This window comes from Planctomonas psychrotolerans, assembly GCF_008642235.1.
Classification (GTDB): Bacteria; Actinomycetota; Actinomycetes; order Actinomycetales; family Microbacteriaceae; genus Planctomonas; species Planctomonas psychrotolerans.
This window is the reverse complement of the sequence record NZ_SJEV01000001.1, coordinates 802,029-816,197: the sequence shown is the minus strand read 5'-3', so window position 1 is coordinate 816,197 and position 14,169 is coordinate 802,029. Positions and strand designations below refer to the sequence as shown.

General features: G+C 69.6%; 11 protein-coding genes and 1 tRNA gene. 8 read left to right on the top strand and 4 right to left on the bottom strand.

What is annotated here, in order from left to right; genetic code table 11:
- Nucleotides 1–29 precede the first annotated feature (29 nt).
- The 3 genes from EY822_RS03550 to EY822_RS03540 form a co-directional block, all read right to left on the bottom strand.
- Nucleotides 30–103 (bottom strand) — tRNA-Pro (locus EY822_RS03550).
- 62 nt (nucleotides 104–165) lie between these two features.
- On the bottom strand, nucleotides 166–1,149 hold the full coding sequence (locus tag EY822_RS03545; protein ID WP_227496990.1) for a metallophosphoesterase: 984 nt from the start codon (nucleotides 1,147–1,149) through the stop codon (nucleotides 166–168).
- On the bottom strand, nucleotides 1,149–3,653 hold the full coding sequence (locus tag EY822_RS03540) for a transglycosylase domain-containing protein (protein ID WP_150307011.1): 2,505 nt from the start codon (nucleotides 3,651–3,653) through the stop codon (nucleotides 1,149–1,151). The genes EY822_RS03545 and EY822_RS03540 overlap by 1 nt, the downstream gene beginning before the upstream one ends.
- A gap of 128 nt (nucleotides 3,654–3,781) precedes the next feature.
- Here EY822_RS03540 and EY822_RS15285 point away from each other — a divergent pair, with 128 nt between their 5' ends.
- Nucleotides 3,782–3,958, top strand: coding sequence for a DUF4177 domain-containing protein (locus EY822_RS15285; protein ID WP_227496989.1), 177 nt, complete (start codon nucleotides 3,782–3,784; stop codon nucleotides 3,956–3,958).
- Complete coding sequence (locus EY822_RS03535; protein ID WP_150307010.1) at nucleotides 3,958–4,428, top strand: RidA family protein; 471 nt, start codon at nucleotides 3,958–3,960, stop codon at nucleotides 4,426–4,428. The genes EY822_RS15285 and EY822_RS03535 overlap by 1 nt, the downstream gene beginning before the upstream one ends.
- Nucleotides 4,429–4,433: 5 nt before the next feature.
- On the opposite strand, the gene acs is transcribed toward EY822_RS03535, so the two are convergent.
- The gene (gene acs, locus EY822_RS03530) at nucleotides 4,434–6,488 is read right to left on the bottom strand and encodes an acetate--CoA ligase (protein WP_406609895.1); all 2,055 of its coding nucleotides are present in this window, start codon (nucleotides 6,486–6,488) and stop codon (nucleotides 4,434–4,436) included.
- A 427-nt stretch (nucleotides 6,489–6,915) separates the two neighbouring features.
- On the opposite strand from acs, the gene EY822_RS03525 reads away from it, so the two are divergent.
- From EY822_RS03525 to tmk, 6 genes are all read left to right on the top strand, one after another.
- Nucleotides 6,916–8,166 (top strand): TadA family conjugal transfer-associated ATPase, encoded by a 1,251-nt coding sequence (locus EY822_RS03525; protein WP_150307008.1) that lies wholly within the window; start codon nucleotides 6,916–6,918, stop codon nucleotides 8,164–8,166.
- The gene (locus EY822_RS03520) at nucleotides 8,163–9,251 is read left to right on the top strand and encodes a type II secretion system F family protein (protein ID WP_150307007.1); all 1,089 of its coding nucleotides are present in this window, start codon (nucleotides 8,163–8,165) and stop codon (nucleotides 9,249–9,251) included. The genes EY822_RS03525 and EY822_RS03520 overlap by 4 nt, the downstream gene beginning before the upstream one ends.
- A 240-nt stretch (nucleotides 9,252–9,491) precedes the next feature.
- Nucleotides 9,492–9,674, top strand: a complete 183-nt coding sequence (locus tag EY822_RS03515) for a DUF4244 domain-containing protein (RefSeq protein ID WP_150307006.1) — start codon at nucleotides 9,492–9,494, stop codon at nucleotides 9,672–9,674.
- 124 nt (nucleotides 9,675–9,798) lie between these two features.
- The gene (locus tag EY822_RS03510; protein ID WP_150307005.1) at nucleotides 9,799–10,152 is read left to right on the top strand and encodes a TadE family type IV pilus minor pilin; all 354 of its coding nucleotides are present in this window, start codon (nucleotides 9,799–9,801) and stop codon (nucleotides 10,150–10,152) included.
- Nucleotides 10,149–13,511 carry a type I DNA topoisomerase gene (topA, locus tag EY822_RS03505; protein WP_150307004.1) on the top strand — a complete coding sequence of 1,121 codons (3,363 nt, stop codon included), beginning with the start codon at nucleotides 10,149–10,151 and terminating at the stop codon, nucleotides 13,509–13,511. The genes EY822_RS03510 and topA overlap by 4 nt, the downstream gene beginning before the upstream one ends.
- Nucleotides 13,508–14,143, top strand: a complete 636-nt coding sequence (tmk, locus tag EY822_RS03500; RefSeq protein ID WP_150307003.1) for a dTMP kinase — start codon at nucleotides 13,508–13,510, stop codon at nucleotides 14,141–14,143. Before topA ends, tmk begins: the two co-directional genes overlap by 4 nt.
- Nucleotides 14,144–14,169: the final 26 nt, after the last annotated feature.

Below are 14,169 nucleotides of genomic sequence, written 5' to 3'. Positions count from 1 at the left end.
ATCCGAGTCGGATAATTGAACCGATCGCGTCGGGGTAGCGGGATTTGAACCCACGACCTCTTCGTCCCGAACGAAGCGCGCTACCAAACTGCGCCACACCCCGATCAGCTCACGAGGAGCCTAGATCAGGATACCCGATGGTTCGGGCATCTTCGTACCGCCGCGTCAGGACAGCGCGGTGAGGGTGACGAGCGTCGCCTCTGGGCGGCAGGCGAACCGCACCGGCGCGTAGATCGATGTGCCGAGGCCCGCCGACACGTTGAGGTAGGCGGCGCTGAGGGCGTGGGTCCAGATGCTGAGTCCGCTCACCTGGCGGCGCGGGATGTCGCAGTTGGTGACCAGCGCACCATAGCCGGGCACGCACACCTGCCCGCCGTGGGTGTGGCCGGCGAAGATGGCGATCGCCCCGTGCGTGACGAACGAGTTGAGCACGCGCTGGTAGGGCGCGTGGGTGACGCCGATGGTGACGACGCTGCGCTCCTCGTCGTTCTCGGGCAGTGCGTCGTAGAGTTCATCGTTCTCCCGCAGATCGTCCAGGGCGCGCGGGATCCGTTCGGGACGGTCGAAGTCGCGGTGGGCGTCGTTCACGCCGAAGAACTCGAGGTGGGTCCCCTTCAGTTCGAGCGCTCCGACGGCGTTGTTGAGATCCAGCCAGCCGTAGCGTGCGAACAGGCTCTCCAGTCGCGCGATGTCGAGATCCGGGGCCCGTTCCGTGCGGTGCGTCGGTGCCCGGAAGTATCGGAGCGGGTTCTTGGCGACGGGACCGTAGTAGTCGTTCGACCCGTGCACGAACACGCCGGCGACGCCGGCGAACGGTTCGAGGGCGCGTTCCACACCCTCGATGCCCCGTGCGTGCCCGGTGTTGTCCCCGGTGTCGACGATCAGGTCAGGGCGGAGATCGGCCAGCGACCGGATCCATTCCTGCTTGCGCTTCTGCCACGGTGCCATGTGCATGTCCGAGATGTGCAGGACCCGGATCGGTTCGGACCCTGCGGGCAGCACCGGCATGGTGACGCGGCGCACCGTGAACCTGTTGCGCTCGACCAGGGCGCCGTAGGCGAAGGCCAGTGATCCGGAGACCGCGCCGAGGGCCGTGATCGACCCGAGAACGGTCCCGCCGACGCGGGCGATGGATGCGGCGCGCGACACTAGTCGGACTCGACGGCGCGGCCCAGCACCAGGGTGATCGGGCCGGACGCCGGGTTCCGGAGGATGCCCGCCGCCGGGTCCGTCCGCACGACGCGATCGACGAGGTTCTCGTCCGTGGTGTCCTCGCGCGTCACGTTCACCCGGAAGCCCAGCTCCTCGAGAGCCGCCCGGGCGTCCGCTTCCTCTTGACCGGTGACATCGGGCACACCGACCGCGAGGCCGTTGCTCGTGTAGACGGTGATGGTGGAGTTCCGCGCGACGCTCGCACCCGGGCCCGGGTTGGTCGCCGACACGAGGCCCTCTCGCACCGACGAGTTCTGCGCCCCGCCGTCGGCGTAGATGAGACCCACACCGGTGAGAAGGCGCTCGGCCTCGGCGGCCGAGCGACCGGCGAGGTCGGGCACACTGATGCGGGTCGAGCGGGTGAGCGTGCGGCTCGGGCCGGGGAAGTCGTCCCCGCCGTACACGTTGTTGATGGCGGTCTGAATGGGGCGGAACACGTCGTGCCGGGCGTTAGCGAGTCCGTTGCGCCGCATGCTGACCTCACCGAGCACGTTGCCGACCCACACCGCGGTCGCGGCCTTGGTGGTGGAGCCGACGAACCAGGTGTCCTTCGAGTTGTCGGTGGTGCCGGTCTTGCCCATGAGGTCGATGCCGTCACGCGGGTTCGACCGCGTTCCGGTTCCGTTGGTCACGACCTGCTGCAGGGCGTAGGCGGCCGTGTTGGCGACCTCGGGCTGGACGCCCTGGTTGCAGGTGCTCGCCGGCGCCTGAAGCTCCGAGCCATCGGCAAGAACGACGCGGTCGATGGCGATCGGGCTGCACACCTTGCCGCCGCTCGCGATGCCCGCGAACGCTGTGGCCATGGTGAGCGGCGCGATGTTGTTTCCACCGGAGCCGAGCACGTCACTCACGTTCATCTGCAGCTCCCGATCGGCAACGGCCTGGTGGATGCCCATGTCCAGCGCGGTCTGCTTGATGTCGCACAGGTCGAGCTCGGCCGCCATCGCGACGAAACCGGTGTTCACCGACTGGCGGGTGGCAACCAGGGCGCTGAGGTTCGGTCCGGTGCTGCCGGTGTCGTTCTTCACGACGTACGGCTTCTGAATGTTGCCGCCGCAGGAGTTGGTGAAGTCCTTCGCATTCCAGGTCGCCTTGGACGCGCGGACCGTCTCATTCAGGGAGTGACCCTGCTTGAGCCACTCCAGCAGCGTGAACGTCTTGTACGTCGACCCCACGGTGAAACCCTCGGATCCGCCGTAGTTGTAGTCGGTGTTGAAGTTGATGCTCGTGACGCCAGGGGTGTCGACGGCGTTGCCGTAGGCCGTGTTCTGCACCATGGAGATGACCCGGCCGGTGCCTGCCTCCACCGAGACGGCGGCGGCGCCGAGATCGGCCCACGTCACCGATGCCGGCACGGCGTTCACCATGGCCTCGGAGGCGACGCCCTGCAGGTCGAGGTTCAGGGTGGTGTACACCTCGAGGCCGCCCCGGGTGAGCAGCGAGTTGCGTGCTGCTGCGTCGCCGCCGAAGGCGGGGTCCTGTTGGATGATGAACTTGACGTAGTCGCAGAAGTAGGGGGCGGCCGAGTTGACGCATCCGCTCTGCACCGGCTTGATCGCGGGCGTGACCGGTGTGGCGATGGCCTCGTCGTACTGCGCCTGGTCGATCTTCTTCTCCTCGAGCATGTCGCCCAGGATGAGGTCGCGCCGCGCCTGGTTGGCGGGGATGTTCTCGGGGATGTCGATCCGCAGGTTGTTCGGGTTGTTCACCGTGGCGACGAGACTGGCCGCCTGAGCGAGCGACAGGTCGGCCGCGCTCACGCTGTAGTAGTACTGGGCCGCGGCCTCGATGCCGTAGACGGTTCCGCCGAAGCCGGCGATGTTGAGGTACCCGAGCAGGATCGTGTCCTTGTCGTACTTCTTCTCGACCCCGATGGCCATGCGCATCTCTTTGAGCTTGCGGCCGATGTTCGTCTCGGTGGCGGCGATGAAGGCCTTCTCGCCCGCTTCGGGGTCGGTGGTCTTCAGCTGCTCGGCCTGCTGCACGAGCACGTTCTTCACGTACTGCATGGTGATGGTCGAGGCGCCGCTCTCGGTCTGTCCGCTCGCCGCGTTCTGCACCACGGCTCGGGCTGCGGAGAGGACGTCGACGCCGCCGTGCTCGTAGAAGCGCGGGTCCTCCGTGGCGATGGCCGCATCCTTCGCGAACTGCGACACGGCTTCCCACGGCACCTCTTCGCGGTTCTGGTCGAAGAATTCGGCGAACTTGACGGGCTGTCCACCCTGCGTCGCGTACAGTTCCGTGCCCTCGGCGAGGTTCTCGATCTCGAGGTAGTCGGGGAGGTTCTCGAACACGCCGATGGTGTTCTTCGCCGCCATGCCGGTCACGGCGATAGCGGGGGTGACCATGGCGGTGACCAGGAGGCCGGCTACCGCGCTCATGCCGATGAGGCCGAGACCGGCGGCGAGCGCACTGCGAGGCGCATTATTTTGGGCAGACATATGATCAAGAGTACGGGACGCCTACTTCACCAAACTGGAAATCCGCCCCCGCCACGCCGGGTGCCACTCGCCTGCCGGGAGAGCCGGGCCCCCGTTCGACCCACCGTTCACGATTCGAAGGAGCCACCGTGCCAGAAGGCCGCCAGACCTGGGAATACCTCACCACCCCGCTCATGATCCACAACACCGCGGCGATCCTGAACAACTGGGGATCCGAGGGGTGGGAGCTCGTCCAGGTGGTCACGGGTCCGGAGGGCGGGCTCGTCGCCTACCTCAAGCGTCCCGTCGCGGCGGGTTCGGTCTGATGGGGCGCGTCACCGATCGTCTCGCCGAACTCGGCATAACCCTGCCCGAGGTCGCCGCTCCCGTGGCGGCCTACGTGCCGGCGGTCATCGACGGCAACCACGTCTACACGTCGGGACAGCTGCCGTTCGTCGACGGCGCGCTGCCGGAAACGGGCAAGGTCGGCGAAGGGGACGGTCTCGTCGCCGCCGACCGGGCCACCGGCTACGCCCGGCTGAGCATTCTGAACGCGCTCGCCGCCGTGCAGTCGGTGCTCGGTGACCTCGACCGGGTCACCCGCATTGTGAAGGTGACCGGCTTCGTCGCATCCGACCCCGCCTTCACCGGTCAGCCCGGCGTGATCAACGGCGCGTCGACGACCCTGGGCGACATCTTCGGCGACCGGGGCGTGCACGCGCGCAGCGCCGTCGGCGTCGCGGTGCTGCCGCTCGACGCGCCCGTCGAGGTCGAGGTCGTGCTCGCCTTCGAGTAGGAGGGCTACTCCTCCGGACCCCGCTTCCCGGCGGCGCTGGCGAGGCGCTCGCTGATGACCTGCATCACCGTGGTGTCGGCGAGCGTCGTCGTGTCTCCGACCTCGCGGCCCTCCGCCACGTCGCGCAGCAGCCGGCGCATGATCTTGCCCGACCGGGTCTTCGGCAGTTCACCCACCACGTAGATCGTACGGGGCCGGGCGATCGCGCCGATCTGCGAGCCGACGTGGTGGCGCAGCACCTCGCTGGCATCCTCGGGGCTCACGGCCTCGGCCTGATCGGCGCGCAGGATGACGAACGCCACCACGGCCTGGCCCGTCGTCTCGTCGGTCGCGCCCACCACGGCGGATTCGGCCACGAAGGGGTGCGACACGAGCGACGATTCGATCTCCGCCGTGGAGAGGCGGTGCCCCGACACGTTCATCACGTCGTCCACGCGCCCCAGCAGCCAGATGTCACCGTCCTCGTCGAGGCGGGCGCCGTCGCCGGCGAAGTACAGCGGACCGTCCGGTGCGTCGGCGAACTTGCTCCAGTAGGTCTCGACGAAGCGCTCGGGGTCGTTCCAGATCCCGCGCAGCATTCCGGGCCAGGGCTTCGTGATGACGAGCAGTCCGCCGCTCCCGGCGGGAACCGCTCGGCCGTCGTCGTCGAGCACGTCGACCGCGATGCCGGGAAGCGGCACCTGCGCGGATCCGGGTTTGGTGGCCGTGACGCCGGGCAACGGAGAGATCATGATGCCGCCCGTCTCGGTCTGCCACCACGTATCGACGATCGGGGTCTTCCCGCCGCCGATCACGTTGCGGTACCAGTTCCAGGCCTCCGGGTTGATGGGCTCGCCCACGGAACCGAGGAGGCGCAGCGACGTGAGGTCGAACTCGTCCGGGATCTGACGCCCCAGCTTCATGAACGTGCGGATGGCGGTGGGAGCGGCGTAGAAGATGCTCACCCCGTACTTCTGAATGATCTCCCACCACCGGCCCGCGTGGGGCGTGTCGGGCGTCCCCTCGTACATGACCTGGGTGGCCCCATTGGCGAGCGGCCCGTAGACCACGTAACTGTGCCCGGTGACCCAGCCCACGTCGGCCGTGCACCAGTACACGTCGCTCTCCGGCTTGAGGTCGAAAACGTTCCGGTGGGTGAAGGCCACCTGGGTGAGGTATCCGCCCGAGGTGTGCAGAATGCCCTTCGGCTTCCCGGTGGTACCGCTCGTGTAGAGGATGAAGAGGGGCGACTCCGCCTCGAAGCCCTGCGCCTCGTGCTCCGCATCCGCGGACCCCATGAGGTCGTGCCACCACGAGTCGCGCTCGCCCCACCAGTCGATCTCGTTCTCGCCGCGCCGCACGACCAGCACGTTCTCCACCGTGCTCGGGTCGCCGGCGAGCGCGGCATCGACGGTGGGCTTCAGCGGGAAGACCCGGCCCTTGCGCCAGCCGCCGTCCGCGGTGATCACCAGCTTCGCTCCGGCGTCGTCGATACGGGTGCGCAAGCTCTCCGCGCTGAAGCCGCCGAACACTACCGAGTGCACGGCACCGAGCCGGGCGATGGCGAGCATGGCGATCACGGCCTCGGGGATCATCGGGAGGTAGATGGCGACTCGGTCACCCGCGACGATGCCGAGACCCGCGAGTACGTTTGCGGCTTTCTTGACCTCGGCGGTCAGCTCCGCGTAGGTGAAGCTCTTCGAGTCTCCGGGCTCGCCCTCCCAATGGATGGCGATGCGGTCGCCGTTGCCGGCGAGCACGTGGCGGTCCAGGCAGTTGTACGCGACGTTCAGCGTGCCATCGGCGAACCAGCGGGCGAACGGTGCGTTCGTCCAGTCGAGCACCGATGCGAATGGCGTGGCCCAGTCGAGGAGCTCGCGGGACTGCGCCGCCCAGAAGGCCTGCGGATCCGACGCCTCCGCGTAGAGGTCCGCCGAGGCCACGGCCGCGGCGGTGAACTCGGGAGAGGGGGGATAGCTCTTCCCCCGATGCTGGAGGGAATCGATCGACCGAGCAGCCCCGGCGTTCGGGGTGTGGTGACCGGCCTCGGCCTCGTTATTCGCATTCGTGGACATCGTCATCCTCTCCGCATCTACGCTATCGCGTCGCCTGTTCCGAGTTCGCGACGGCTCGCGCGGCACTCACCGGAGCGGGCACGGGGCGCCGTCGGTCACGGCGGTTCCGCCTGCTCCCGCGACCCCCGCGTCCAGTATGAAAAGTTGATGTGAACGCACGGATTGACCCTTGGTCGGGGCTGCCCCGGGGGGTACACTTTCATACGTCAGCCGAAAGGCCGACTGCAACGCATGTGATTCCCCCCAATCCGGCGTTGCGTGGCGGCACCTGTTCCCCCCAATAGGTGCCGCCCCTCTTTTTTCCCCGACCGAACGGCTTGGCGAGGCGGGTTTCTCCCGTCCTCCCGTTCTCCCGGGAGGCTCGGCCGTACGGGTTATCCCGGGTCGGGAAGTACCGCGGAGGCCGCGCCGCGGCCGTCGCTACGGTGCCCGCATGGGAACGTCGTCACCGGAGTCCCGGTCGCTACTGCGGCCGTCCGACAGCCCGCCGCCTGCGCCCGATCCGCGGCACCGGGCCGTGGAGCCGTTCGTCGCCCGACGGCGGAATGCGGCCGGGCTGCGCACCACGGTCCCCCTCCCGTCGCCCGGCCTCCCGTCCGGTGTCCGCCCCCGCGAGAGCACCGGGCACGCCAGTGCGCCAGGGACAGCGACAGCGGCGGGGACAGGGCCGGGGCTCGGGGCAGCGCCCGCCGCACGGCCGCGGAGGGCCGCCGCGGCATTCGGGCCGCTCGCCCACCTCGTCGCCGAACCCGACATCACCGACATCCTCCTGAACGGATCGGGGGAGACGTGGGTGGATCGGGGAGGCGGGCTCGTCCGCGAGTCCACCGTCGTGTGCCGGAACGAGGAGACCCTGCGAGCGTTCGCCACCCGGCTCGTCGCCACGGGTGGTCGCCATGTCGACGAGGCGAATCCGTGCGTCGACGTGCGCATCGGCGAGGGCATCCGGGTGCACGTGGTGCTCCCGCCCGTGTCACCGCGCGGAACGCTCGTCTCCATCCGCCTGCCGCGGGTGCACGCCCCGTCCCTGACCGAGCTGCACGCTGCCGGGATGTTCCCGGGCACCACCCTCACCGACCTGACGTCGGCGGTCACCGCCCGCACCAACCTGCTGATCACGGGTGCGGCGGGCAGCGGAAAGACCACACTGCTGTCCGCCCTGCTGGCGACCGCCCCTCCGATCGAGCGCATCGTCACGGTGGAGGACGTGGCCGAGCTCCGCGTGCGGCACCCGCACGTGGTGTCGCTGGAGGCACGCCAACCCAATCTGGAGGGCGCCGGCTCGGTCCCGCTCGACCGCCTCGTGCGGGAGGCGCTGCGCATGCGTCCCGATCGCCTCGTGGTGGGGGAGTGCCGGGGGCCGGAGGTTCGCGATCTCCTCGCCGCACTGAACACGGGGCACGACGGTGGTGCGGGCACCCTGCACGCCAACTCGGTCGACGACGTGCCCGCTCGCCTCGAAGCGCTCGGTGCTAGGGCGGGGCTCAGCCCCGAGGCCCTGGCCAGCCAGGCCGTGAGCGCGATCGGTCTCGTCGTGCATCTCTCGCGTTCCGGTCCAGCCCGTCGCGTGGCGGGGCTCGGCACGCTCAGGACGGACGCACGCGATCGCCTGCGCGTCGAGCGACTACGTCCTGCCCCGGTCGCCGACCGCGTCGACGTCGGAAAGCCCACGGGCCCGCGATGAGATCGCTCCGTCGGCGACCGTCCGCCGAGGAGCCCGCCTATCCCCTCGAGGAGGTGGCCGCGGTGGCGGACCGGCTCGCGGTGCTGCTCGGGGCGGGAGTGCCGCCCGCATCCGCGTGGCACCACCTCAGTGCGGCGGCCGTCCCGGTCCAGACGGATCCGGGTGTCGTCGTGCCTCCGTCAATCCCGTCCCGCATAGGAGCGGGCGGCGGCGATACGGGCGGTGGCGATACGGGCGGTGGGTGGTGGAGCACGCGCTCCGCTCGGCAGCGGACGGTGTCGACGGCGGAGGTGGTGCGCCGAGTGGCCGATGCGACCGCTGAGGGCGCATCGATCGCCGACGCCATGCACGACGCGGCACAGCACTGCCCTCCGCGGGTACGGAGCGCGTGGAGCGCGCTCGCCGTGGCGTGGGCCGTGGCGACGAAGTCGGGTGCGCCGCTGGCGCGCAGCCTCACCGCCCTCGCCGATTCATTCCGGTCGGTCGCGCAGATCGAGCGGGACCTCGCCGTGGCGCTCGCCGGCCCCGTCGCCACCGCCCGCATGGTGCTGGCGCTCCCGGCGGTGGGGATCCTGTTCGGTACGGTGCTCGGCTTCGACACCCTCCGCGTGCTCTTCGCCACGCCGCTCGGCTCCGGGTGCCTTCTGCTCGGCGCAGCACTGATGGTGGCCGCCGGCGCCTGGAACCGGCACCTCATCCGCGCGGCAACACCTCGCGAGGCGGCTCCCGGTCTCGGCCTCGACCTTCTCGCGATCGCGGTCTCGGGCGGACAGCCCCTCGCGGATGCGCGGCGGAGCGTCACCGCCGCCGGGGACCGGTTCCTGCCCGCGGTCGCCGACGACGCCGCGACCATCGACGAGGTGGCGGCACTCGCGGAACGGGCCGGCATTCCCGCAGCCGGGCTGCTGCGAGGTGAGGCGGACCAGGTGCGTCGCGCGGCTCGAACCGAGGGCAGGCAGCACGCGGAAACGGCCTCGGCCGCGCTCATGCTGCCCCTCGGGATCTGCGTACTTCCGGCATTCCTGGTGGTCGGTGTGGTGCCGCTCCTGATCAGCGTCATGTCGTCCACAGGTCTCGTTCCGTGAGGCCGGGGCACGGATGAGCTCCGGATGGTCCCGTCGATGACCGGCACCCGGAACACTGGCTGCACTCGCGCCGCAACACACTCTCGCGGATCCGCCGCGAACGACGAAAGGACGCCCATGAACGGCACCGCCCCCTGCACCGCCTCGCCGGCCCGACCGGTTCCGACGATTCCGACCCCCTCACCGAACCCGGCGCATCCGCGAAGAGGGTTCCGACGACGCGCTGCGGCGCGGGTGGGCATGGCACGACTCCGAGTCCGCGAACACGGCACGGATGAGATCGGCGCGGCGACGGCCGAGTACGCCATCGCCACGATGGCGGCGGTCGCCTTCGCCGGGGTTCTCGTAGCCATCATGCAGAGCGACGAGGTGCGGCAGATCCTCACCGACCTCGTGCGGCAGGCGTTGACCTACACGGGGTGATCGCGTGCGTCGGAAGGTCGGCGCAGCAGGGGACTGCGGCGATGCGGCACGGGGGGCCGGTGGCCCGGCGGAGGGCGGTGAAGCAGAGGCGCGGGCAATCGGAACCGCGCGCGGAATCCGACGGGTGCGGAGCTCCGTCGCCCACGGCAGCGCCACGGGGAGCGTGACGGCGGAGTTCGCCGCGGTACTGCCTGCGGCGATCGTGGTCGTCGTGCTCTGCCTGGCCGGGTTCTCGACGGTCGGCGCGCAGGTGCGTCTTCTCGACGCGGCCGCCGACGTGGCCCGTCTCGTGGCCCGCGGCGATTCGGCGCGCGCCACGGACTACCTCGCCCGAACGGGCGACCGTGTCGCGGTGCGAATCGATTCCCGGGACGACATCGTCTGCGTGCAGCTCTCGACGCGGGCGTGGCAGGGCCCGGCCGGCATCCTGCCGGTGGACCTGTCGGCGTCGAGCTGCGCAGTGGGATCGGGCCCGTGACCGGGCGGGGACTCCGTCGCGCCCCGGTACCGGGTTCCGGATCCGCGTCGGTGCTGATGCTCGGAATGGTGGGAGCCGTCGTCGCCCTGCTGATGGTGCTGCTACCTCTATATATAGGTCTGACGATGAAGCGCACTCTGGTGGGTGCCGCGGACGCTGCCGCGCTCGCCGCGGCGGACGCGGCCATCGGCCTGCGGCCGGGTGTGCCGTGCGATGCGGCACGGCGAGCCGCCGAGTCGAACGGAGCGTCGCTGGAACGCTGCACCGTCGACGGTGTGATCGCCACCGTGGAGGTGAGCGGTGCGGCCGGCGCGATCCCGCTGAGCGTGCAGGCCCGCGCGGGACCGCCACGGAGAGCCGCGCCGCACCGAGTCGCGCCGCGCCGCGCCGCACCGCGCCGGGTCGGCCGTTCCTCGTACCATCACCGCCATGGTCCACCGTCACCATCCCCGGTCGGTGACGGTCACCGGGGATTAGGTGTCCGGTCGGCCGCCGTGTGTATGGTGTGCGTGTTGAAGCAATCGGTAAGGAGCCATGTGCCCGGCAAGAAAAGACTGGTCATCGTCGAGTCACCCACCAAGGTGAAGTCGATCACCCAGTACCTGGGGGAGGGCTACGAGGTTCAGGCCTCCGTCGGTCACATCCGTGACCTCATCGAGCCGAAAAACCTGCCGGCCGAACTCAAGACCGGATCGCTCGGCAAGTTCTCGGTCGACGTCGAGAAGGGCTTCGAGCCCTACTACGTGGTGTCCGACCAGAAGAAGAAGACGGTCACGGAGCTGAAGCGGGCCCTCAAGGACGCCGACGAGCTCTACCTCGCCACTGATGGCGACCGCGAGGGCGAAGCCATCGCCTGGCACCTCCTCGAGGTGCTGAAGCCGAAGGTCCCGGTAAAACGGATGGTCTTCAACGAGATCACCAAAGAGGCGATCGAGCGCGCCCGCGACAACACCCGTGACATCGACAGCGCCCTCGTCGACGCCCAGGAGACCCGCCGCATCCTCGACCGTCTCTACGGGTACGAGGTGTCGCCGGTGCTGTGGCGGAAGATCGGCCCCGGGCTGTCCGCCGGTCGGGTGCAGTCCGCCGCCACCCGACTCGTGGTAGACCGCGAGCGCGAGCGGCTGGCGTTCGTACCCGCCGGATACTGGGACCTCGCGGCTCATCTCAGTCCAGCTGCCGACGCAGAGACCCGCACCCCGTTCGACGCCCGCCTCGCCCGCCTGAACGGTGAGCGCATCGCCACCGGACGCGACTTCGACGACAGGGGAGCGCTCAAGTCGAAGGCGCTCCCGCTCGACGGCGCCTCCGCGGAGGCGCTGGCCGCTGCCCTCCGGGCCCCCGGCGTTCCCGTCTCCGTCACCGCCGTCGACTCAAAGCCGTACACCCGTCGGCCCGCCGCACCGTTCACCACGTCGACCCTGCAGCAGGAAGCCGCCCGCAAGCTGCGCTTCTCCGCGCGCCAGACGATGAGCGTGGCGCAGTCGCTCTACGAGAACGGCTACATCACCTACATGCGCACCGACTCGCCGTCGCTGTCGCAGCAGGCGATCGCGGCCGCGCGGGCTCAGGCCAGCACGCTGTACGGTCCCGAGACCGTGCCCGACAAGCCGCGCCTCTATGCCGGGAAGAACAAGAACGCTCAGGAAGCGCACGAGGCGATCCGTCCGTCGGGCGACACCTTCCGCACCCCCTCCGAATTGTCGTCCGCGCTGCGGGGCAACGACCTCAAGCTCTACGACCTCATCTGGAAGCGCACCATCGCCTCCCAGATGGCCGACGCGAAGGGGTCGACGGCGTCGGTCACCATCACGGCCGGGCCGGTGGCGCGCGTCGACACCGCACCGGCGAAGGCGACGGACACCTCGGTCGACATCGACGGGGCGCTCGCCGAATTCGTGGCGTCGGGAACCGTCATCACCTTCCGGGGCTTCCTCAGCGCCTACGAGGAGGGCCGCGACGAGGACCGCCACGCCGGTCCCGAGGCGCAGGAGACGAAGGAGGCGAAACTTCCGCCGTTGACCGTGGGCCAGTCGCTCGACCTCGACGCCGTGGAAGCGAACGGTCACGAGACGAGCGCGCCGCCCCGGTACACCGAGGCGAGCCTGGTCAAGACCCTCGAAGAACTGGGTATCGGCCGGCCCTCGACCTACGCGGCGATCATCTCCACCATCGTCGACCGCGGCTATGTCACGCCGCGTGGCACGGCGTTGGTGCCCAACTGGATCGCCTTCTCGGTGGTGCGCCTGCTCGAGGAATACTTCGCCGATCTGGTGCAGTACGACTTCACGGCCGAGATGGAGGACGACCTCGACCGCATCGCGGGTGGCGACACCCAGCGCGTTGACTGGCTGAACGGGTTCTACTTCGGCAGCGACTCGCACCGCGGATTGCGCACGGTGATCGACAATCTGGGCGAGATCGACGCCCGCAGCATCAACTCGATCCGCATCTCCGACGACATCACCCTGCGGATCGGCAAGTACGGTCCGTACCTCGAGGTTCCGGACCCCGACGCCGCACCGGATGCTCCCCCGCGGCGCGTGAACATCCCCGAAGACCTCGCGCCCGATGAGCTCACGGAATCGAAGGCGCGCGAGCTCATCGACGCGCCCGTGCTGACCGACCGCGTCATAGGCGTGAACCCCGAGAACGGCAAGGAGATCGTCGCCAAGGATGGTCGGTTCGGTCCGTACATCACCGAGCTCGAGCCGGAGCCCGTGGCCGCCGACGGGGAGTCGATTGTCGCCGCCGCGACGGTCGACGCCGCCACCGGTGAGGTGCTCGACGAGAAACCGAAGCGCAAGCCCGCAGCGAAGAAGTCCGCGGCCGTGAAGCCGCGCACGGCGTCGCTGTTCAAGAGCATGGATCTCGGCAGCATCGACCTCGACACGGCGCTCCGCCTCCTGGCGCTGCCGCGCGAGGTGGGCGCCGACCCCGAATCCTCCGAGCCGATCCTCGCGCAGAACGGCAAGTACGGGCCCTACCTGAAGAAGGGGACGGACACCCGGTCCCTGCCGTCGGAGGACGCGATCTTCGAGATCGACCTCCCCGGAGCGATCGAGCTGTTCTCCCAGCCGAAGTACGGCGCGCGCAAGGCGTCCAGCGCCCTGAAGGAGTTCGAGGCGGATCCCGAGAGCGGCAAGCCGATCAAGGTGAAGGACGGCCGCTTCGGTCCGTACGTCACCGACGGCGTCACCAACGCGACCATCCCGCGCGGTGAGGACGTGGAAGAGGTCGACTTCGAGCGGGCCGTGCAGCTGTTGGCCGACAAGCGGGCCAAGGGTCCGGCGAAGCCGAAAGCGAAAAAGGCCCCGGCGCGCAAGGCACCCGCCCGGAAGCCGGCCGCGAAGAAGTGACCGCTCGGAACGGCCGGGGGATCTTCATCACGCTGGAGGGCGGCGACGGCGCGGGGAAGTCGACCCAGGCCGAGTTGCTGACCACCTGGCTCCGGGGTGCCGGTCGCACCGTGCTCCGCACCCGCGAGCCGGGCGGCACCGATCTCGGGCAGGAGCTGAGGGACATCGTGCTGCACCGGCGCGGCCACATCGCCCCCCGGGCGGAGGCGCTCCTCTACGCGGCCGATCGTGCGCATCACATCAGCACGCTCGTGCGTCCCGCGCTCGATCGTGGCGAGATCGTGCTGCAGGACCGCTACTTGGATTCGTCGGTCGCCTACCAGGGCGCCGGGCGCGTGCTCGACCCGACGGAGGTGCGGGACCTGTCCCTGTGGGCCGCCGAGGGACTGCTCCCCGACCTCACCGTGCTGCTCGACCTCGATGAGGGCGCCGCCCGCGACCGTCTCGACGCGTCACGAACGCAATACGACCGGCTCGAGGCCGAGGCGAACGAGTTCCACGCGCGGGTGCGCTCGGCCTTCCTCGGATTGGCGCGGGACGAGCCGGACCGCTTCCTGACACTGGATGCCGGACGACCGATCGACGACATCCAGCACGACATCCGTTCACGCGTCTCCGAGCTGATCGGCTGAGGCGATGAGCGCCAACCGATGAGCGT